This window comes from Aliiglaciecola lipolytica (genome assembly GCF_018860635.1).
GTDB lineage: Bacteria > Pseudomonadota > Gammaproteobacteria > Enterobacterales > Alteromonadaceae > Aliiglaciecola > Aliiglaciecola lipolytica_A.
Genome location: NZ_JAHKPT010000014.1, coordinates 38780 through 58709, shown reverse-complemented (window position 1 = coordinate 58709; position 19930 = coordinate 38780). Strand labels below are relative to the sequence as shown.

The following is a 19930-nucleotide window of genomic DNA, read 5'->3' as shown; positions in this document are numbered from 1 at the left end:
GGTAAAACGTCAGTTTTACCGGTTTTTTTATGGGCTGCTTAAATCAGTAGATAAATACAGTTATCTCGTTTATTGATAATCAAATAAATTATCTGCAACGTCGATTAAGTCTTTCGCATCTTCAAGTAAATTCACTTTAAACACTTCTTTACGGGGTAAAATACGTTTCAAGTAAAAATCACAGGTCGCTTTTTTCCCTTGTTGAATAGACTGGTTTAGACTGTGTGAAGCACTGTCGGCCATACTTAACCAAAGAACGCCTAACAAACAATATGCACTGTAGTTCATATAGTCGTAAGCTGCACCAGCCAAATCTACAGCCGATTGCTGTTTAACCTGCAATGACAGTTGATGCCATTCTTGCAAAATAGATTTTGCTTTTGCTTGATCACTAGGATCGGCAATGTCATCCACCATTTTTTCAAAAACGCTATAGGTGGCAGCTAACATGTCGCCGTTATCCCGCGACAATTTTCGACCGACTAAATCGGCAGCTTGAATACCGTTAGTTCCTTCATATAGCTGGGTAATACGACTATCTCGTACGTATTGTTCCATCCCCCATTCGCGGATAAAGCCGTGACCGCCGTATACTTGAACCCCTAAGTTACTGACTTCTTGGCCCACATCAGTCATAAAACCTTTTGCTATTGGGGTTAAAAAAGCCACTACATTGTCGGCGTCCCGTTTACTTTGTTCATCCCTTGCATTTTTCTCGATATCCATTTGACTGGCGTACAAGAAGGATAAAGCACGACAACCTTCGGTAAGCGATTTTTGGGTTAGCAGCATTTTGCGTACATCAGGGTGAGCCATGATTGGATCGGCTTTGCCTTCTGGATTCTGCACTCCTTGAGGGGCTCTTGATTGTAAACGGTCACGGGCGTAGGCGAGGGCACCTTGATAAGAGCCTTCGGCAATACCTAAACCTTGTAATCCAACCTGAAAACGAGCGTCATTCATCATGGTAAACATGCATGCTAGCCCTTTATGAGGCGCACCTACAATAAAGCCTGTTGCTTGGTCAAAATTCATTACACAGGTTGGGCAGCCTTTTATCCCCATTTTCTTTTCTAAACTACCCACAGAAAGTGAGTTTTCTTCGCCCAGTTCGCCGTTATTAGAGACCATGATTTTAGGAACTGCAAATAAACTGATACCTTTTACACCCGCAGGAGCATCAGGCAATCTGGCCAGTACAAGGTGAATAATATTGTCGGTCCACTCTTGATCTCCACCGGAGATAAAGATTTTATTACCGGTAATTTTATAACTACCGTCTTCTTGAGGTTCGGCTTTAGTCGATAATAAACTTAAATCGGTACCGGCTTGTGGTTCAGTTAAACACATAGTGCCCGTCCACTCGCCAGAAATAAGTTTTCTAAGATAAGTATCTTTTAATGCTTGATCACCGTGTTTGTTAATCGCTAAAACGGCACTTTCGGTTAACATGCTGATTAAACGCCAGCTTATATTCGCTGAGCAAAGCATTTCCTGAACTGGCACTGCCATGGTATGGGGAAGATCTTGACCATCGTACTCAGGGTTCCCGAGCATGGCATTCCAGCCATTAGCAATATATTCATGATATGCAGCTGCAAAACCATCAGGTGTGGTTACTTTGCCGTCTTCCAGCTTACAGCTTTGTTCATCACCTTCACGGTTAAGAGGGGCGATAGCCTGCTCAGCAAATTTAGCGCCTTGGCTAAGTATTTCATTTACTAAGTCCTTGTCGAAGTCTTGAAGACCTAAAGACGAATAATGATCTTCTAATTTCAACCAGTCGTGCAAAAGAAATTGCATGTCTGTTATGGGAGCTGTGTATTGCGGCATATATTTTCACCCTTTTGGTTAATTTAACTGTTCAGACCAGTTGTTGGGTGAAGTATACAGGTTCAGCGGCCAAAATTTAAATTACAGATAGTAATAGATTATTATTTAATGTGCGCAGGTTGGGGTGGTACCGCAGAATCTTCTACTTTATTAAACATATCGCGGACCGCAGTCAACTGCTCTGGGAAACGCCATTGATTGAACTCGGTTGCATAGGGATCCACTAATTGGATAGAAACCACCTCTAAACTGGCCCATTCTGGTACTGGAAATTCGACAAAACTATCATCAAAATTTGCATCCAAATTACATTCGTAAAAACGCATTCCATTGGCACTTGTACCTAGCCACTGGCGAACCTCAACATTAAAGCCGGTTTCCTCCCATGTTTCTCTATGTGCAGTGCATTTGGCTGACTCAAGGTTATCAGATGTTCCACCAGGTAAATCTAGTTTGCCACTAAGCCGATGAGTTACGGTTACTAACTTGTCACCTAACCTTATCAGACAGGCTGCGTTTGCGGTTTGTTGTGGGTATTCGGATTCATCTACTCGACAAACTGGATCGCTTGGGGGCGTTTCGCTGCAAGATGTAAGACAGAATGACGATATTGCTAGGTAGATGACTAATTTATTTTTCACAATAGAGGGTACAATATTGGCTAACCTGAACTCAGGATAAGGAGCGTTTTTTGATAACGCTGTTTTTGAGCCTAGCGTCGTTGTGTTTTTTAGTAATAGCCAGTTATTACTTTCAAAAAAACGCCGTGCTATCCGCAAAAATTTCATAATCGATCGTTATTCACTCATTTGAAGTCGAGCGACTGTGGATAACGGATTGAATTGTTTATTTAATTTATTTTGCATAAACACTTTTTATCCCGAGTTTAAGTTGAATAATTTCTCTACCAGCAGTTTACTACTTTATTACGCCAAATAATAACTGCTTAGATTAAACACACTATATTATTCAGGAACTATTCATGACAATAAAAACAATGCTATCACCAGTATTGATAGCCACGCTTGCCCTTATTGGCCTGCTTGTTTTCTTAAACTATCCAGGTTTTAGTGAGCAAGAAAAGACTGCTAGTAAAGGAAGAACGGCAACACCCGTGGCCTATTTTGAAGTTTTAAGAACAGATTTTCCTGTCATCGTTGAAGCATTGGGTACGGCCAGAGCAAATGAAGCGGTTTCGCTTACTCCGTTGGAGTCAGATGTTATCCAAGAACTGTACTTTGATGATGGCGATGTTGTTAAAAAAGGTCAGCTGTTAATGCGCATGAATGATAGAGAAGAGCAGGCTAGATTGAATGAGCTAAATATTAATTTACAAGAAGCTCAAAGACAGTTGAAACGAATAGTGAACCTGGCCAAAAGTAGTGTGGCTTCGCAACAATTATTAGATGAACAGCAGGCCAAAGTAAACACCCTAATTGCTCAAATTGAAGTGGCCAATGCACAGCTATCTGAATTGACCTTAAAAGCACCCTTTGCCGGTAAGTTAGGTATTCGTATGGTGAGTGTCGGTGCCTACGTTACACCCAGTGATGTTATTACAACCTTGGATGATCTACGTAAAGTGAAAGTAGACTTTAATATCTCTGAAAGCCATTTACCGTCATTGTCTGAAGGACAACAGGTAAAGGCACTTTCAGTTGCTTATCCAAATGAAGTCTTTATTGGTGAAATTAGGAGTGTGAATTCACGAGTTGATGCTAATACGCGCTCAATTCAAGTTAGAGCACTAATTGACAATCCAGACTTAAAGTTACGTCCCGGAATGTTGTTACAAATAAATTTACAAAAACAAGTTTTAAAATCTATCGTGGTGCCTGAAAAAGCGATTATTCCCAACGAAGATAAACAGTTTGTGTTTGTCATCGAAGGCGATAAAGCCATATTAAAAGAAGTAAAAGTAGGCATGAGACGTCCTGGTCTTGTGCAGATTCTATCAGGTCTAGAGGAAGGTCAGAAAGTTGTCACTGAAGGTGCATTACGATTGGTTAATGGCTCCTCTGTTTCGCTTTTAGAACAAGCGACTTTGTAGGGGAATTACCATGCTTTTATCTGATATTTCTGTTAAACGTCCGGTCTTTGCGTCAGTTGTTAATTTACTATTAATTATTTTTGGCGTAGTTGCAATTAGCCTATTATCGTTGCGCGAGTTTCCGGATATTGATCCACCCATAGTTTCGATAAATACAAATTATCCTGGCGCATCTGCATCCATTGTCGAAACTCGAATTACGCAATTGCTGGAAGACCGTATTTCTGGAATTGAAGGTATTAAAAATATTACTTCAACCAGTCGTAATGGTCGTTCAGACATTAGTATTGAGTTTGATCTTTCTAGAGATATTGATGCCGCTTCCAATGATGTGCGTGAGCGAGTTAGCCGGGCGCTAAATAATCTACCTGATCAAGCTGATCCGCCGGAAGTGTCAAAATCAGATTCTGATGAAGATGTTGTGGTTTGGTATAACTTACGCAGCGATAACATGTCAGTAATGGAGTTAACTGATTACGCCGATCGATTCTTAGTGGATCGTTTGTCGGTGGTCAACGGGATTGCTCGGGTTCAATTAGGTGGTGGCCGCACCTATGCGATGAAAGTTTGGTTAGATCGAAACGCTATGGCTGCTCGAGAGATTACAGTTGCCGACGTAGAAAGAGTGATTCGCTCTGAAAATGTGGAGTTGCCTGCTGGTGAAATAGAGTCAAATGATCGAGACTTTGAAGTTCGTGTTGCCAGAAGCTTCCTAACCCCAGATGACTTTGCTGATTTAACCATAAAAGTGGGTGCTGGTGGCTATTTAGTCAAATTAAAAGAGATAGCGATTGTTGAACTAGCCGCTGAAGATGATGAATCCGAGTTTCGTGGTGATGGCGTCAACATGATTGGTATGGGGATTATCAAACAATCCAAAGCCAATACATTGGAAGTTGCCCGTGAAGCGCGAAAAGCAATTGATGAGATTTCGGAAAGCCTACCTGACAATATTTTTATTGTTCCAAGCTATGATTCTTCAGTATTTATCGATGAGTCAATTAACGAGGTTTACAATACCTTAGGGGTAGCAATGGCCTTAGTGGTCTTTGTTATTTATATCTTTTTAGGCAGTATTCGAGCGACTTTAATTCCGGCGGTCACAGTACCTGTTTCCCTAGTCGCTGCATTTATCGTGATGTATGCGTTGGGCTTTTCGATTAACTTACTGACGCTTTTGGCTATGGTCTTAGCCATCGGGTTGGTGGTAGATGACGCCATCGTGGTGATTGAAAATATTTATCGTCGCTTAGAAATGGGTGAACCGCCTTTGCTTGCAGCTTTTCGAGGAGCAAAAGAGGTAGGATTTGCGGTCATAGCAACCACATTGGTTTTGATTTCTGTGTTTGTGCCACTTGTTTTCTTAGAAGGAAATATAGGTCGTTTATTTACCGAGTTTGCTTTAGCAATCGCTGCTGCTGTGGCTTTTTCTAGCTTTACAGCCTTAACGCTATCTCCCATGTTATCTTCTAAATTGTTGAAACAAAGGTCTCGCAATTCAGGTTTCGGGAAATGGATGGACGATTCTTTTAAGAAAGTAGAAGGGGCTTATTATAATAGTTTAAACCGAACCCTACATCAGCCAATTTTGATTGTAATAATGTTGCTCGCTAGCGTAGTCGCTTTAGTGCAAATGAGCCAAAAAATCCCTAGCGAATTTGTACCTAAAGAAGACCGAGGAAACTTCTTCCTATCACTTCAAGGTGCTGAAGGTGCTAGCTTTGAAAGCAATTCAGTCAACTTAAAGAAGGTTGAAGATTTACTGTTGCCATATCTTGGTGAAGGTGAAATAGAACGAATTATTGTACGTACACCAGGTGGCGGTGGCTCTGCAGGCCGTGCTGTAATAGGTATGGTTCCGTTCGATGAAAGAGAGCGTTCTACTTTTGAGTTAATGGATGAATTGAGTGTTAAATTATCGCAAATTCCCGATGTTCGTGCTTTCGCAATAATGCGTCCAGGTATTGGTGGGCGAGGCTTAGGTCGTCCCGTACAGTTTGTATTGCAAGGCGATACATATGAAGATTTAGTTAAGTGGCGAAATACACTATTAGAAAAAGCGTCTGAGAATCCAAAATTGCTACGCTTAGATTCCGATTACAAAGAAACTCTGCCGCAAATATTGATTAACATTGATAGGCAACGAGCCGCGGATCTTGGCGTTTCAATATCAGATATCGGTAGTACTTTAGAGACCATGCTTGGACAGAGACGTGTGTCCACCTATTTGGATCGAGGGCAGGAGTATGACGTGATCCTTGAAGGACAAGAGGAAGATTACCGGAGTCCTCAGAGCATAGAAAACTTGTACGTAAGGTCTGCTACTACCAATCAACTTATTCCAATGGATAACTTACTGACTTTCGAAGAACGAGCCACTTCGGCTCGACTAAATCGCTACAATCGTATGCGCAGTGTGACCATAAGTGCAAATTTAGCCAGTGATTACACTGTAGGAGAAGCGTTAGCCTACTTGGAAAACATTGTTGAAACTGAGTTACCCACAGGAGTTTCAATAGACTATAAAGGTGAGTCTCAACTTTATAAAGAAACTGGTAGTTCGATTATTTTTGTGTTTCTTTTGGCACTGGCAATTACTTATTTAGTATTGGCAGCTCAATTTGAAAGCTGGATCCATCCGTTGGTTATTATGTTAACTGTTCCATTGGCCTTGTTAGGTGCGTTCATTGGGCTCTATGTTTCAGGTGCCAGTTTAAATATCTACAGCCAAATAGGGCTAGTGATGTTGATTGGGCTGGCGGCCAAAAATGGTATTTTGATAGTGGAATTTGCCAATCAATTACGTGATGCTGGAATCGAGTTTGAAGCGGCCTTAAAACGAGCCGCAACTCAACGTCTACGACCGATAGTGATGACCGGTTTTACCACTGTTTTCAGCTCACTTCCTTTAGTGGTTGCGACAGGCCCAGGTTCTGAGAGTAGGGCAGTGATTGGTATCGTCATCTTTTACGGTGTTTTGTTATCAGCTTTGATGACGCTTTACGTTGTACCAATTGCTTATTATTGGTTAGCTAGACACACAGGCTCTCCAGAGCAAATTGCTCACGAACTTGAAGAACTAGATGAAAAAATACCTTATACAAAAGGTGACGCAATTTAGTTTGAAATTAGTCTACTAATTCATTTGAGGTTAGACTGTAAAACATTGTTGATAGTGTTTAAGAGCTCAAATGATTATACGGATATGTTTATTAACGCTTTACGGGTTTTGTTCTGCGGTTTTGGCCGCCGAACAAAACCTGTTAGATAGTGCTGAACAAGCAATTCTTTATGTTGTTGGCGACGATGTTCAGAAGCAACCGTATGAGGATCTCGATTTACAGGCATTAGAAGACGCTGCCGACATACTCAGCAGAACAATTGAGTATTATGATTTGCCACTCGAACGAAACCTTTTTGTTCATCAGGTTTTCATTAAAGCTCTCACAATATTAAACTTTGCAAGAATTGAATTGGACCAAAATGTTCATATTGAACAGTTAGAACGTGGTCTGAAAAAAGTGGACGAACTGCTTGAACACAATCCTAATATTTCGGATTTTGGAGATTTGCTGTTTGAGTCTGGTCACATTGCACGATTTCTATTAGAAGCTCCCCGTTTAGGTTATCAGTATTGGCATTTGTGTGCTAAACACGCCCATGCTGGCTGCATGAATATTCTTGCTTTTAACTACTTTTCCGGCGGTTACGGAATTCGGCAGGACATAGAAAAGTCATACTATTGGCATAATCAAACCTATCTAACTGGGACTCGCTTTCATTGTGCAGGTGTTTATTCTGCAAGGATAGCCAGAGAGATATTATTTTTATTTCCAGAAGTAAGTGACGACAAAAAGTGGCAGGATTGGAGTCCTGAAATTGACGAGCTGATTCGACAGTTAGAAGAGAATGACGAAGCTAATATTGCAAATATGTGTGGCAAAGGTCAGAGTCTTTTAAAACAGTATCTATATGAGTTAACGGATAATAATAAACCCAATGTTGCATTGCTAGAGCACGCGAAAAACATAATTAAATCAGCTCAAACAAGTGAAAATGAAGGTGAACTGATTGAATCATTTGAAATCATTGGACGGGCAGATTTTTTTGATAAATCTCTAAATTTGCTTCAAAAAATTGAAGATCCTTTCGCTAAATGCAATATTGCTTTTAACCATATTCTGTATTCACAAGCACTAAAAGCAACACAACATTCTGACGCTGTTTTTTCCATAATGTCTGCACTGGATTCGGAAATTTGCAAGCAAAATATTACTAGCATTGAATTGATGCGAACTAAAGGTACTTGGTAAAGATGGTGGTTTTGTTTGTTCACGGCATGGGGCGCACGCCAATATCGGCAACTCCTATGTTATGGCGATTGCGTAGACATGGTCACTCGGTTGATGTGGTGGGCTATTTTACAGGCACTGAAACTTTCACTGAGATTGTAAATAGGGTCGGTTTAAAAATTCAAGAAGTGGCGGAGAAAGGAGAATATGTCTTAATTGGGCATTCTCTGGGTGGTTTAATGCTAAGAGCAGCGTTACAAAACATGCCGCTTACCGTCAAATTGCCTAAACATTTATTTCTGTTAGGCTCGCCGGTGACGCCAGCACGATTAGCTCAAAAGAGTCAGCATGAACTGGGATTTCAATTAGTCTCAGGGGATTGTGGACAACTATTGGCTAGCCCAACGAGGTTGTCAAAAATTAGTATGCCAGACGTGCCTACAACGGCCATTGTTGGTACCCGCAGTTTTCCACTGACCAAAAAGTACTTTCTTGACGAAGAAAATGACGGCGTAGTATCGGTAAATGAATGTGCCCACCAAGATATTCATGAAGTCATTAAAGTTGCTGTAGTGCATACCTTTTTGCCCAGCAGTCGAAAAGTCAGCAGGATTATTTTGGATAAAATAAATTCGATTCAATCCAGTTTATTGGCCTTGTAGCATGGTCTTTAGGGCATGGCATTGGTTGGCTTTTTGCGGGGCTAAAGCACCCGCCTACAGGCTATGGTATTTGTTGTGCTTTTCGCGGGCTAAATCATCCTGCTACACCAAGAGTGAACACAAACAAAAAAGCCGCTATTAAGCGGCTTTTTAAAGGTTTGTATCTATGCAACCAATTACTCGTCCAAGAAGCTGCGTAATTGTTCAGAGCGGCTTGGGTGACGTAATTTACGTAATGCCTTAGCTTCGATCTGACGAATACGTTCACGGGTAACGTCAAACTGCTTACCTACTTCTTCCAAAGTGTGGTCAGTGTTCATATCGATACCAAAACGCATACGTAATACTTTTGCTTCTCTAGCGGTTAGCCCTGCAAGTACTTCTTGAGTCGCGTCTTTAAGACTGCCGCCAGTGGCAGAGTCGAGAGGCTGTACAATAGTACTATCTTCAATAAAGTCACCTAAGTGCGAATCTTCATCATCACCGATAGGCGTTTCCATGGAGATTGGCTCTTTAGCAATTTTAAGTACCTTACGAATTTTGTCTTCAGGCATGATCATGCGTTCTGACAACTCTTCAGGTGTTGGCTCTCTACCCATTTCTTGTAGCATTTGACGAGAAATACGATTCAATTTATTGATCGTTTCAATCATATGTACCGGAATACGAATAGTTCTAGCTTGGTCAGCAATTGAACGTGTAATTGCTTGTCGAATCCACCATGTCGCATAAGTTGAGAACTTATAACCACGACGGTATTCAAACTTATCAACCGCTTTCATCAAACCAATATTACCTTCTTGGATAAGATCCAAGAATTGTAGTCCACGGTTTGTGTACTTTTTAGCAATGGAGATAACCAAACGTAAGTTAGCTTCAACCATTTCTTTCTTAGCTCTGCGAGCTTTCGCTTCGCCAATCGACATACGACGGTTGATGTCTTTGATATCAGCAATGATAAGCCCAGTTTCTTCTTCAACTTGGTTCATCTTGCTGATAGCGCGTTCTAATTCTTCTTTAACTTCAAGTAGTGCAGGAACATAACTAGCACCACTTTCAAGCACTGTTACCAACCAATCAGTGGTGGTTTCATTGCCTGCAAATGCCTTGATAAAGTCTTTCTTAGGCATTTTTGCGTTTACAACGCAGTGTTTCATTACAATTCGTTCTTGCACGCGTACTCTATTCATCATGCCGCGCATGTTTTTAACCATGCGATCGAATTGTTTTGGTATTAATCTGAACTCTTTAAAGACTTCACTTAGTTCATTAATTTGTTTTCTAGCGTCTTTGTGTGAACGGCCCTTGAGAGCGATTACATCGCGGGCTTTAATGTACTGCTTACGCAACTCATCAAATTTTTCTCTAGCCAGTTCAGGATCAGGACCAGTATCTTCTTCTTCCTCGTCCTCATCATCTTCGTCGTCATCTTCGTCATCCAGTTCTTCTTCAGATAACTCAGAACCAACGTGGGTTGCGGTAGGAGCAACATCGGTTTCATTAGGATCGACAAAACCAATAATAATGTCACTAAGACGAATTTCTTCAGCTTCGAATTGGTCCCATTGGTCAAGCAAATAAGTAATTGCCTCTGGGTATTCTGCAACTGAGCATTGAACTTGGTTAATGCCATCTTCAATTCGCTTGGCAATTTCGATCTCGCCTTCACGGGTCAGAAGTTCAACCGTACCCATCTCACGCATGTACATACGGACAGGGTCAGTTGTGCGACCAATTTCACTCTCAACCGTAGCTAGCGCTTGAGCCGCTGCTTCAGCCACTTCTTCATCGGCTGTCGTTTCTTGCATTAACAATTCGTCAGAATCGGGAGCTGATTCGAATACCTGAATACCCATATCATTGATCATTCGAATAATGTCTTCGATTTGATCAGAGTCGACAATGTCTTGGGGAAGGTGATCGTTTACTTCAGCAAAAGTTAAATAACCTTGCTCTTTTCCTTTTACAATAAGGAGTTTTATCTGAGACTGCTTGCTTTGCGCCATATAACCTACGTTTCTCAAAATCAGTTGAAAGTGTACCTGGAACTGCCCAATCTAAATTGTCAAATCCAGATAAAATCTGCGTGCACCGAGGCGTTTGCGAATTAGCCAGTATAGCAGAAAACCCGTTAGTCAGGCCAGTTAATTAAGCCATTTTCCGGTATTTTATCGTTAAACCTCACAGTTTCTCTTATGTATGGGTGAATAGTTTTTATTCAAGTGCCATTTGAATAAAACATGCGCATAAACAGCGTGTTAAATATTTACCATAAGACAAAGTTGTACAATTTTTATTCGGCACTATAAGTCGCTTTTGTTTGGGTCAGCAATTTTACTTCTTGCATTTCTTCTTTGGTCATCGCTGAACCTTTGGCCATAAGTTGTTGATAGCGAGCTTTAAGCTGTTGTTCAATCAATCGATTAAAACTGTCGATGTAAAGCTTGTCTGGGCGTTTGTCGTCAGCATCATGGTCAATTTGCAGTAGTTGTTGCAAAAACTTCGCTTCTGGATCACCTCTGAAGTGTTCCAATACATGGCCCGTATTGATCGCTGATTGAGACGCACAAAACGCCTGCATTTTTATCAACACATGCAAACCTTTTATAAAGTCAGGATTTAATGCAGCCGGTTGGATATCTGGGTGTTGTCTGGCTAAATTAGGGTGCAACAATAACAGCCGCAATAATTTTCTAACCGGCGACATGTTATTTTTATTGGGTAATTGGTAGTCGAGCTTCTGCGCTTTGCCTACTCGATTTGCTTGTTTAATATCTTCTAAAATATCGGCTTTGTAGCTGTCACCTTTGATCTTTTTACGTAACTCTTCTTTCAATAGAACCACAAGATTTTCAGCATTGATTTGCTCAATATATTCATTCGCGGCTTTGGTTAACGCAGCTTTTCCTTCGCTACTGCCGACGTTGAATTGCTGAATGAGGTTTTCAAAAAAGAATTGAGACAAAGGTACTGACTTCTCTCTTAAAAGCGTTTCGAATTGTTCTTTTCCGGTTTGTCGCACTAGGGTATCTGGATCTTCGCCATCGGGCAGAAACAAAAACTTCATTTCCACGCCATCTTTAAGTTGCGGCAGGGCATTTTCTAAAGCACGCCATGCTGCTTCACGACCGGCACGATCGCCGTCGTAGCAACAAATTATCTCTGGCGCAGCGCGAAATAGCATTTGTATATGCTCTGGGGTCGTGGAGGTGCCCAATGAAGCTACCGCGTAGTCGATACCAAATTGCGCTAACGCTACTACGTCCATGTAACCTTCAACAATCATTAAACGTTCAAGTTTTCGGTTAGCTTGCTTGGCTTGGTAAAAGCCGTATAACTCATGTCCTTTATGAAAAATGCGAGTTTCTGGCGAGTTTAAATACTTGGGGCCGCCATCTTCGAGTACGCGACCACCAAAGCCAATTACTCGGCCTCGTTTATCGCGGATCGGGAACATGATCCTATCTCTGAAAAAGTCATAACGACGGCGATTATCATTTTCTGTGATCAATTTTAAATCAAGCAGTTGCTGTTGTTTTTCTGGCGTAGTGCCAAACTGCTTATAAATTCCATCCCATTCAGGCGGAGCATAGCCTATGCCAAATGCTTTGACTATTTCACCACTGAGTCCACGTTGCTTTAAATACTCAATCGGCTTGTTTTTTTGCTCGTGCTGCTTGAGTTGATGTTCAAAAAATCGAGAGGCTTGTTCCATCAATTGGTAATCATCAGCAATTTGCGCTTTTTGCTGTGGCGTGGGCCCGGGTTTGGCACCTTGCTCTCGCGGAACTTCTAAACTATGAAATCTGGCTAGCTCTTCTACTGCTTCTGGAAATTCTAGACGGTCGTATTCAATGATAAACGAAATCGCATTGCCATGAGCGCCACAACCAAAACAGTGATAAAACTGTTTGTCTTGGCTAACGGTAAATGAAGGACTTTTCTCACTATGGAAAGGACAGCAAGCTTGGTAATTTTTACCTGCTTTTTTTAATTTAACGCGACTATCGACTAATTCGACTATATCAGTACGAGCAATCAGATCATCGATAAAATCTTTTGGAATTCGTCCAGCCATGAATAGGATTCAAACTTGTAAAAAAGGGGTTAAACAATCATTACTTTATCAGTAAGGGGCAGAAACAAACAAGCCGCAATTTTGCAATTGCGGCTTGGGAATAGTTTTGCGAGTGGCTTAAGGTAATCAGGCAAGCTTAGCTTTAATTTGACCACTTAATTTGCCCATATCAGCACGGCCTTGGACTTTTGGTTTTAACCAGCCCATAACCTTACCCATATCCTGCATCCCCGCAGCCTGAGTGTCTTGCATCGCTTGTTGAATCAAATCATCTAATTCCTGTTCCGTTAACGGTTGAGGTAAAAATGATTGAATAACTTCGATTTCTGCTTTTTCGGTATCCGCCAAATCTTGACGACCCGCATCTTCAAATTGGTTAGCAGCATCTTTACGCTGTTTTACCATCTTGGTTAGCAGTACAATAACATCAGTATCAGTTAACTCAATTCTCTCGTCTACTTCACGCTGCTTAACCGCTGCAAGTGCCATACGTATTGTGCCAAGACGAAGTTTGTCTTTAGCGCGCATTGCATCTTTCATTGCTTGATTTAGTTGTTCAAGAAGGGTCATCTGAAAACTCTAAAACGTAAAACTATTTAGACAGCTTGGCGCTTGAAACTAGGTATTTAAAAAAATTCAAATACCCTTTAAATTTCAAGCAACAGAAGCGAGATATTAGTATAACTTGATGCGACGTGCGTTTTCGCGAGCTAACTTTTTCAAGTGACGCTTTTTAGCAGCTGCTTTCTTACGCTTACGTTCCCAAGTCGGCTTTTCAAAAAATTCGCGACGACGAACTTCTGAAAGAACACCTGCTTTTTCACATGAACGCTTGAAACGACGCAGTGCTACGTCAAATGGTTCGTTCTCTCTTACTTTAACGATTGGCATTAAAATCTCACCTCAAAATATTAAATCTGGTTACCAGCCCAAAAAATAGCCGGTGCGGTCAAAAATGGTGCGGAATTTTAATCATTCGCTGAGCGCTTGTAAAGGGAAGATTGAATATTATTTTACTTTTGCAGTAAGTTTTTTGCTTTTTATTGTTTAAATTAGCAGAACTATAGCGTCTTCGGTGGTGCAAAGGTAAACTTCGAGCAATTTTGATGCAGAGTATAATTGAATATGCGAATTTTAGGAATTGAAACTTCCTGTGATGAAACTGGCGTGGCCATATTGGATGATCAGTTAGGGCTGCTTTCCCATGAATTATATAGCCAGGTAAAGCTGCACGCTGATTATGGTGGTGTTGTGCCAGAGTTGGCATCTCGGGACCACATAAGGAAAATCGTTCCATTAATTAAAAAGGCGTTGTCGGATGCAAATACGACCGCGCAGCAGATTGATGGTATTGCATATACTCAAGGCCCTGGATTAATTGGTGCTTTGCTAGTTGGGGCATCTGTTGGCAGAAGTTTAGCCTTTGCTTGGGACGTACCGGCTGTTGGAGTCCATCATATGGAAGGCCATTTGTTGGCACCTATGCTTGATGATCCCAAACCGGAGTTTCCGTTTGTTGCTTTGTTGGTGTCTGGCGGACACACAATGATGGTCAAAGTTGAGGGTATTGGGCAATACGAAGTCTTGGGAGAATCAGTGGACGATGCTGCAGGTGAAGCATTTGATAAAACCGCAAAAATGATGGGGCTCGATTACCCCGGAGGTCCTTTGTTGGCTAAGTTGGCTGAAAGCGGTACACCGGGACGATTCCAATTCCCGCGACCCATGACCTCTAAACCAGGGTTGGATTTTAGCTTTAGCGGCTTAAAAACTGCAGCCGCCAACACGATTCGTTCAGAAACCTTAGATGCGCAAACTAAAGCCGATATCGCCTATGCATTCCAAGAAGCAGTAGTGGATACACTGGCAATTAAATGTAGGCGAGCCCTCAAACAAACAAAATTAAAGCGCTTAGTGATTGCCGGCGGAGTCAGTGCCAACACTATGCTCAGAGAACAGCTCGAAGGGTTGATGAAAAAGATTAATGGTAAGGTGTATTACCCGCGCTTAGAATTTTGTACAGATAACGGCGCTATGATTGCCTACGCCGGTTTACAGCGTCTTAAGGCCGGTCAAGTAGAATCGCTCAATAGTAAAGCCAAACCTCGCTGGTCTTTAGATACGTTGCCTGCAATATAACTTTATATTCAGTTTTTTTTGGGAAAATATAGTAATTTGTTTTTGTACAATTCTACTGATGTTCTTAACCTAAGACTAAATGCTCATTTTGATGAGGGTTGGATTGCTAAGAGTTTATAGAAAAAAATAAGGTAGTTAATTTTCCAAAAGCCATTTTTATTTAGATGGCTTTTTAAATCCCCGCGCTTTGCCTTTTTCCCAAATCTTACTTTCCTGACCACGAAACAACCTTATTAGGTTATCTTTGTGACGCAAGATAATAAGTACTGCAAGCATGCTAACGGGCAAGGTATATTCAGGTTTTACGAAGTAGGTAATAATTGGCGATAACGCCACTGCTGATATGGCGGCTAACGAAGAGTATCCAGTGGCGAATACCACCAAACCCCAACACGCTATTAGAGCGCCGGCTAATTCTACGCCAATGGGTAACATTGCGCCAAATGCAGTAGCCACTGCTTTTCCGCCTTTGAAGCTGAAAAATAATGGGAAAATGTGCCCTAAGCATGCTGCTATAGCCACAAACCCAAGGATTAAAGGTGAGAATCCGAGGTAATAGCTAAACCAAACTGGAATTGTTCCTTTTAAAACATCAAACAACAGCACCAAAATTGCGGGTAGTCTGCCGCCTAAACGTAAAATATTGGTCGCGCCAGGGTTGCCTGAGCCGTGCAATCTAGGATTAGGTAAATAAAACAAGCTACTTACCAGCATTGCACTGGATATAGATCCGGCTAAATAGGCTGAAGTGATCATCAATATTGTTAGTGCTGTCATATACTTGGTCTTCCTAACAAGTTAAACTCTCGAACCAGTAAACCGGATAAAGTGATTTTGCGTTAACTTCTCATATGCGCTGTCACTTTACTGCATTTAGATATTATAACTGCGCGGATCTGTCATGGACAAAATTATTATACAAGGCTTGGAAGTCAAGTCACTAATCGGTGTTTACGATTGGGAAAGAGAGGCAAAACAAGCGCTGTTGATTGATATCGAACTGAGTTTAGATCTTAGTGCCGCTGCAAAGTCGGATGATGTTAAAAACACTATTGATTATGCCGCTTTAGCATTAGCTGTTGAAGAAATCGCCAATAACAGTGAATTCCAGTTGTTAGAAGCGTTAGCTGAGCATGTGATTCATCATACTTTGAGTTATCGCGGTGTTGAAAGTGCTAGAGTGTCGGTGACTAAACCTAATATATTGCCAAATGCTAAAGCAGTGACAGTACAACTTTATCGGGAACACGCATAAGTAATGTTACATCAAATTTATATTAGCATTGGCAGCAATGTTGAGCGGGATAAGTATACACGTGCCGGATTAAATGGTTTATTTGCTGAGTTTGGTGAACTAACCTTATCTAATGTGTATGAGAGCGAAGCTGTTGGTTTTAGTGGGTCACACTTTTATAATATGGTGGTTGGCGCTAAAACGTGCAAATCAGTACAGCAAGTATGCGAAATCCTTAAATCCATAGAAAATGATAATGGTCGAGTGCGTGGTGAAAAGAAATTCGCGCCTAGAACACTGGATCTGGATTTGCTTTTGTTTGACGATGTGGTAACCGAAGATGGCGTTGTATTGCCGCGCCACGAAATTGATTACAATGCCTTTGTACTAATACCATTAAGTGAAATAGCTGGAGATGTCATTCATCCAGTACACCAAATAAGTATTGCCGCAATGTTGGCTAACTATGACCAAAGCCAACAAAAATTATGGACGATTGAATTTAACTGGAGCCCCGCGACACTATGACTTTGTTCGAAATTATAATATTAGCCATCATTCAGGGCATTACCGAATTCCTACCTATCTCAAGTTCTGCACATTTAATTCTTCCATCTGAATTACTCGGTTGGCAAAATCAAGGCTTGGCCTTCGACGTGGCAGTCCATGTGGGCAGCTTACTTGCCGTTATGATTTATTTTCGAGCGGACATTGCACGGATGTTGGTAGCTTGGGTGCAATCGGGTTTTAGTAAGCAGCAGACCGATGATAGTAAATTAGCATGGTGGGTTATTTTGGCGACAATTCCAGCTGTGGTTATTGGTTTCTTGGCTAAAGATTTTATTGAAGAATATGCCCGCTCAGCATTGGTTATTGCCTGCACAACCATAGTCTTTGGTTTGGTACTTTGGTATGCCGACGTCACTGGCAAACTAACTAAAAACATTTATCAACTAACATGGAAAAATGCACTTTTTATCGGTTTAGCGCAAGCGATTGCGTTAATTCCTGGTACATCCCGTTCAGGTATTACAATGACCGCTGGGTTAATGTTGGGAATGAATCGAGAAAGCGCTGCACGTTTTTCTTTTTTACTATCGATACCGGTTATCCTCGGGGCTGGGTTGTTAGCAACTTTAGACCTATTACAAGCAGATACTTCGGTTGACTGGGAAGCATTATTTTACGGTATTGGTCTGTCTTTCATTAGCGCTTATGCTTGTATCTTTTTGTTCCTTTCTTGGATATCAAAAATTGGTATGTTGCCGTTTGTCATATATCGATTAGTGCTTGGCGTAATTTTGTTAGGCTTTGTTTTTTGGTAAACCTAGTTGTTCGGTTTATCCGTTTATTGTTAAAACGTAATTAATGAGGAGCTAGATTGTGTCTGAAACTATTTTTACAAAAATAATTAACCGTGAAATACCTGCAGAGATTATTTTCGAAAATGATCAGGTACTTGCCTTCAAAGATATTAATCCACAAGCTCCTGTGCATTTTCTTGTTATTCCTAAGAAGGCAATAGCCACTATCAATGACATTCAAGCTGAAGATGCAGAGATTGTTGGTCAACTCTACTTAGCGGCTGCTCACATAGCTAAAGAGCAAGGTTTTGCTGAAAGTGGTTATCGCGCTGTGATGAATTGTAATACAGATGGTGGGCAGACAGTTTACCATATTCACTTGCACGTTTTAGCTGGAAAACCTATGGGGTGGCCGCCTTATCAAGATACCTTAAAGCAGCAATTACCTTAATCGATTAGCGGTAAAGCGCGTCCTTTTAAATATTGCTTGAGCATTGATGTTTCCAAGGGTTTAGCGAAATAAAACCCTTGGAGATGATTTACACCTGCTTTTCTGAGGATCTCTGCTTGTTGCAAGGTCTCAACCCCCTCAGCTACTACATCGTAACCAAACGCTTTCGCAATTTGCAGTACTGCATTCACAATTGGCATACCATTGGTGTCTAAACTGGCAACAAAAGCTTGGTCAATTTTAACCTTATCAGCGGATAGTTCTTGGATGACAGAAAGTGAAGAATATTCAGTCCCGAAGTCATCAATCGATACTTTGATTCCTCGGTTTTGAAGGCAAGCTATTTTGTCTAGTAAGGTTTCTTTGTCTGCAGCAAATACAGACTCAGTAATTTCAATGTGCAGAAACTTGGCGGGTAAGCCAGATTCAGATAACGCGTTATCTACAATCTCAATAAAATCATTGTCTTGTAATTGAATCACGCTGACATTTACAGCCACCGACAAGGCTTTTTGAGTTTGCCACGATTTAGCTTCTTTGCAGGCTTCACATAACACCCAAGCGCCAATTTTTCTGATTTGACCATATTGTTCAGCAATGGATATAAACTCATATGGCGGAATGTTTTCGTTTACCAGTTGCCACCGTAGCAGCGCCTCAAACGCAACAGGTTGGAATGTTTCGCTGTCGACAATGGGTTGAAATACCAGTCTGAGTTGTTGGTTCTCAATTGCTTCACTCAATGCATCTTTGAGGCGTTGTTCGCGGGCCAGCTGTTTACCAAGGTGCGCAGAAAATACTCCCGCGGTAGAGGGAAATGCTTTTTTCTGATAATACATTGCAGTATCGGCTAACTGGATAAGTACTTGTTCATTAGTCGCATGCTCTGGATACATGGCAATACCGATAGTGGCACTAATTGATAAGCGATTTTTAGAGAAAATATAAGGTGCCGAAATATGTTTTATCAGGTTATCCGCGATAACGATAGCTTCACTTTGATTGGTATTTTCTAATGCAATTAAAAACTCATCTCCTCCCCAACGACATATAAGTTGATGGTTTTTGTAGTTTTCTTTTAGACGGTCTGATGTCTGTTTAAGTACCATGTCGCCAGTTTCATGGCCAATAGTATCGTTGATTTTTTTGAAGCCATCCAAATCAATAAACAATAATGCCATCGGCTTTTCAGCTTTGATGCTACTTTTCAAATCTGCACGCAAGTGATTCAAAAAAGCACTGCGGTTAAACAGTCCAGTTAGTGGGTCAATGTTCGACAGCTCGTAAATCTGATGTGTCCGAGCTGTGACTTCGGCTTCCATATGTTCAACTAAGGTTGCATTGTCATTTTTCAATCGTATTGCGAGGGTCGTGAAATCCGCAGACTTATTCGCTGTAAGCAGCATTATAAAACCAAACGACAAGCCTAATATCCCCAAAATATATTCGTGAAATTGCGGTTCAAGTAGCAATGCAATGGAAAAAGGAATTAACAAAATAGCACTGTATAACATCGCTGTAGCTTTGCTACCGGCTAGCACAGTACTGGCTCCTCCAGCCATTGCTGAGACAATAATTATATTAAAGGCAAGCTCAATAGTATCTATATAGGGGAATAGTATGAGGCAGTAAACACACCACATGGTTGCAGTCGCTATAGTACCAACCGAAAATCGAAGAATTGATCGTTTGCCATCGATTTCTGTGGTTTTGTTTTTTTTAAGCCAAAAGAATGTGTCAGCTAATCGAATTAGCAACAATCCAACCATCGAAACCCACCAATAGATTTTAAAGGTTTGGATTTCTGCATTGGTAAAACCGAAGACGAGAAGAGAAGATGCAACAAGACTAATAACAATGCCCGCATAACCATTGCTGTACAATATC

The 19930-nt window shown here is 41.1% G+C and carries 17 protein-coding genes; 9 read left to right on the top strand and 8 right to left on the bottom strand.

From position 1 onward, the window contains the following. Nucleotides 1-69 precede the first annotated feature (69 nt). Nucleotides 70-1833 carry an acyl-CoA dehydrogenase family protein gene (locus tag KO530_RS06335; protein WP_216047571.1) on the bottom strand — a complete coding sequence of 588 codons (1764 nt, stop codon included), beginning with the start codon at nt 1831-1833 and terminating at the stop codon, nt 70-72. A gap of 101 nt (nt 1834-1934) precedes the next feature. Further along, nucleotides 1935-2621 carry an NUDIX domain-containing protein gene (locus KO530_RS06330; protein ID WP_216047570.1) on the bottom strand — a complete coding sequence of 229 codons (687 nt, stop codon included), beginning with the start codon at nt 2619-2621 and terminating at the stop codon, nt 1935-1937. Nucleotides 2622-2815: 194 nt separating this feature from the next. Between KO530_RS06330 and KO530_RS06325 the strand changes: the two genes are divergently transcribed. The 4 genes from KO530_RS06325 (at nt 2816) to KO530_RS06310 (ending at nt 8837) form a co-directional block, all read left to right on the top strand. Continuing rightward, nucleotides 2816-3883, top strand: coding sequence for an efflux RND transporter periplasmic adaptor subunit (locus KO530_RS06325; protein WP_216047569.1), 1068 nt, complete (start codon nt 2816-2818; stop codon nt 3881-3883). Between the two features lie 10 nt (nt 3884-3893). Beyond that, on the top strand, nt 3894-7004 hold the full coding sequence (locus tag KO530_RS06320; protein ID WP_216047568.1) for an efflux RND transporter permease subunit: 3111 nt from the start codon (nt 3894-3896) through the stop codon (nt 7002-7004). Nucleotides 7005-7074: 70 nt separating this feature from the next. Beyond that, nucleotides 7075-8196, top strand: coding sequence for a hypothetical protein (locus KO530_RS06315; RefSeq protein ID WP_216047567.1), 1122 nt, complete (start codon nt 7075-7077; stop codon nt 8194-8196). A 2-nt stretch (nt 8197-8198) separates the two neighbouring features. Next, a complete protein-coding gene (locus KO530_RS06310) occupies nt 8199-8837 on the top strand; it encodes an esterase/lipase family protein (RefSeq protein ID WP_216047566.1) in 639 nt (212 codons plus the stop codon). 176 nt (nt 8838-9013) lie between these two features. Here KO530_RS06310 and rpoD read toward each other — a convergent pair whose 3' ends face one another. From rpoD to rpsU, 4 genes are all read right to left on the bottom strand, one after another. After that, nucleotides 9014-10843, bottom strand: coding sequence for an RNA polymerase sigma factor RpoD (gene rpoD, locus KO530_RS06305; protein ID WP_216047565.1), 1830 nt, complete (start codon nt 10841-10843; stop codon nt 9014-9016). A 287-nt stretch (nt 10844-11130) separates the two neighbouring features. Continuing rightward, complete coding sequence (gene dnaG / locus KO530_RS06300) at nt 11131-12915, bottom strand: DNA primase (RefSeq protein WP_216047564.1); 1785 nt, start codon at nt 12913-12915, stop codon at nt 11131-11133. 126 nt (nt 12916-13041) lie between these two features. Further along, on the bottom strand, nt 13042-13485 hold the full coding sequence (locus tag KO530_RS06295) for a GatB/YqeY domain-containing protein (RefSeq protein ID WP_216047563.1): 444 nt from the start codon (nt 13483-13485) through the stop codon (nt 13042-13044). Nucleotides 13486-13590: 105 nt separating this feature from the next. Beyond that, nucleotides 13591-13806 carry a 30S ribosomal protein S21 gene (rpsU, locus tag KO530_RS06290; protein WP_008845199.1) on the bottom strand — a complete coding sequence of 72 codons (216 nt, stop codon included), beginning with the start codon at nt 13804-13806 and terminating at the stop codon, nt 13591-13593. Nucleotides 13807-14040: 234 nt separating this feature from the next. On the opposite strand from rpsU, the gene tsaD reads away from it, so the two are divergent. After that, the gene (gene tsaD / locus KO530_RS06285; protein WP_216047617.1) at nt 14041-15054 is read left to right on the top strand and encodes a tRNA (adenosine(37)-N6)-threonylcarbamoyltransferase complex transferase subunit TsaD; all 1014 of its coding nucleotides are present in this window, start codon (nt 14041-14043) and stop codon (nt 15052-15054) included. A 156-nt stretch (nt 15055-15210) separates the two neighbouring features. On the opposite strand, the gene plsY is transcribed toward tsaD, so the two are convergent. Continuing rightward, on the bottom strand, nt 15211-15831 hold the full coding sequence (plsY, locus tag KO530_RS06280) for a glycerol-3-phosphate 1-O-acyltransferase PlsY (protein ID WP_216047562.1): 621 nt from the start codon (nt 15829-15831) through the stop codon (nt 15211-15213). A 124-nt stretch (nt 15832-15955) separates the two neighbouring features. Between plsY and folB the strand changes: the two genes are divergently transcribed. The 4 genes from folB to KO530_RS06260 are packed head-to-tail and all read left to right on the top strand — an operon-like array spanning nt 15956 to nt 18043. Continuing rightward, on the top strand, nt 15956-16309 hold the full coding sequence (folB, locus tag KO530_RS06275) for a dihydroneopterin aldolase (RefSeq protein WP_216047561.1): 354 nt from the start codon (nt 15956-15958) through the stop codon (nt 16307-16309). A gap of 3 nt (nt 16310-16312) precedes the next feature. Further along, complete coding sequence (gene folK / locus KO530_RS06270; protein ID WP_216047560.1) at nt 16313-16816, top strand: 2-amino-4-hydroxy-6-hydroxymethyldihydropteridine diphosphokinase; 504 nt, start codon at nt 16313-16315, stop codon at nt 16814-16816. Continuing rightward, on the top strand, nt 16813-17613 hold the full coding sequence (locus KO530_RS06265) for an undecaprenyl-diphosphate phosphatase (protein WP_216047559.1): 801 nt from the start codon (nt 16813-16815) through the stop codon (nt 17611-17613). The genes folK and KO530_RS06265 overlap by 4 nt, the downstream gene beginning before the upstream one ends. A 58-nt stretch (nt 17614-17671) precedes the next feature. After that, nucleotides 17672-18043 (top strand): histidine triad nucleotide-binding protein, encoded by a 372-nt coding sequence (locus KO530_RS06260; RefSeq protein ID WP_216047558.1) that lies wholly within the window; start codon nt 17672-17674, stop codon nt 18041-18043. On the opposite strand, the gene KO530_RS06255 is transcribed toward KO530_RS06260, so the two are convergent. Continuing rightward, complete coding sequence (locus KO530_RS06255; RefSeq protein ID WP_252728920.1) at nt 18040-19926, bottom strand: putative bifunctional diguanylate cyclase/phosphodiesterase; 1887 nt, start codon at nt 19924-19926, stop codon at nt 18040-18042. The genes KO530_RS06260 and KO530_RS06255 overlap by 4 nt on opposite strands. Between the last annotated feature and the right edge of the window lie 4 nt (nt 19927-19930).

Excerpts from the sequence above, each read along its gene's own strand:
- folK (WP_216047560.1), top strand. The coding sequence starts at position 16,313 with ATGTTACATCAAATTTATATTAGCATTGGCAGCAATGTTGAGCGGGAT.
- rpoD (WP_216047565.1), bottom strand. The coding sequence starts at position 10,843 with ATGGCGCAAAGCAAGCAGTCTCAGATAAAACTCCTTATTGTAAAAGGA.
- KO530_RS06325 (WP_216047569.1), top strand. The coding sequence starts at position 2,816 with ATGACAATAAAAACAATGCTATCACCAGTATTGATAGCCACGCTTGCC.
- plsY (WP_216047562.1), bottom strand. The coding sequence starts at position 15,831 with ATGACAGCACTAACAATATTGATGATCACTTCAGCCTATTTAGCCGGA.
- KO530_RS06335 (WP_216047571.1), bottom strand. The coding sequence starts at position 1,833 with ATGCCGCAATACACAGCTCCCATAACAGACATGCAATTTCTTTTGCAC.
- KO530_RS06315 (WP_216047567.1), top strand. The coding sequence starts at position 7,075 with ATGATTATACGGATATGTTTATTAACGCTTTACGGGTTTTGTTCTGCG.
- tsaD (WP_216047617.1), top strand. The coding sequence starts at position 14,041 with ATGCGAATTTTAGGAATTGAAACTTCCTGTGATGAAACTGGCGTGGCC.
- rpsU (WP_008845199.1), bottom strand. The coding sequence starts at position 13,806 with ATGCCAATCGTTAAAGTAAGAGAGAACGAACCATTTGACGTAGCACTG.
- KO530_RS06330 (WP_216047570.1), bottom strand. The coding sequence starts at position 2,621 with ATGAAATTTTTGCGGATAGCACGGCGTTTTTTTGAAAGTAATAACTGG.
- folB (WP_216047561.1), top strand. The coding sequence starts at position 15,956 with ATGGACAAAATTATTATACAAGGCTTGGAAGTCAAGTCACTAATCGGT.
- KO530_RS06265 (WP_216047559.1), top strand. The coding sequence starts at position 16,813 with ATGACTTTGTTCGAAATTATAATATTAGCCATCATTCAGGGCATTACC.
- dnaG (WP_216047564.1), bottom strand. The coding sequence starts at position 12,915 with ATGGCTGGACGAATTCCAAAAGATTTTATCGATGATCTGATTGCTCGT.
- KO530_RS06310 (WP_216047566.1), top strand. The coding sequence starts at position 8,199 with ATGGTGGTTTTGTTTGTTCACGGCATGGGGCGCACGCCAATATCGGCA.
- KO530_RS06295 (WP_216047563.1), bottom strand. The coding sequence starts at position 13,485 with ATGACCCTTCTTGAACAACTAAATCAAGCAATGAAAGATGCAATGCGC.
- KO530_RS06320 (WP_216047568.1), top strand. The coding sequence starts at position 3,894 with ATGCTTTTATCTGATATTTCTGTTAAACGTCCGGTCTTTGCGTCAGTT.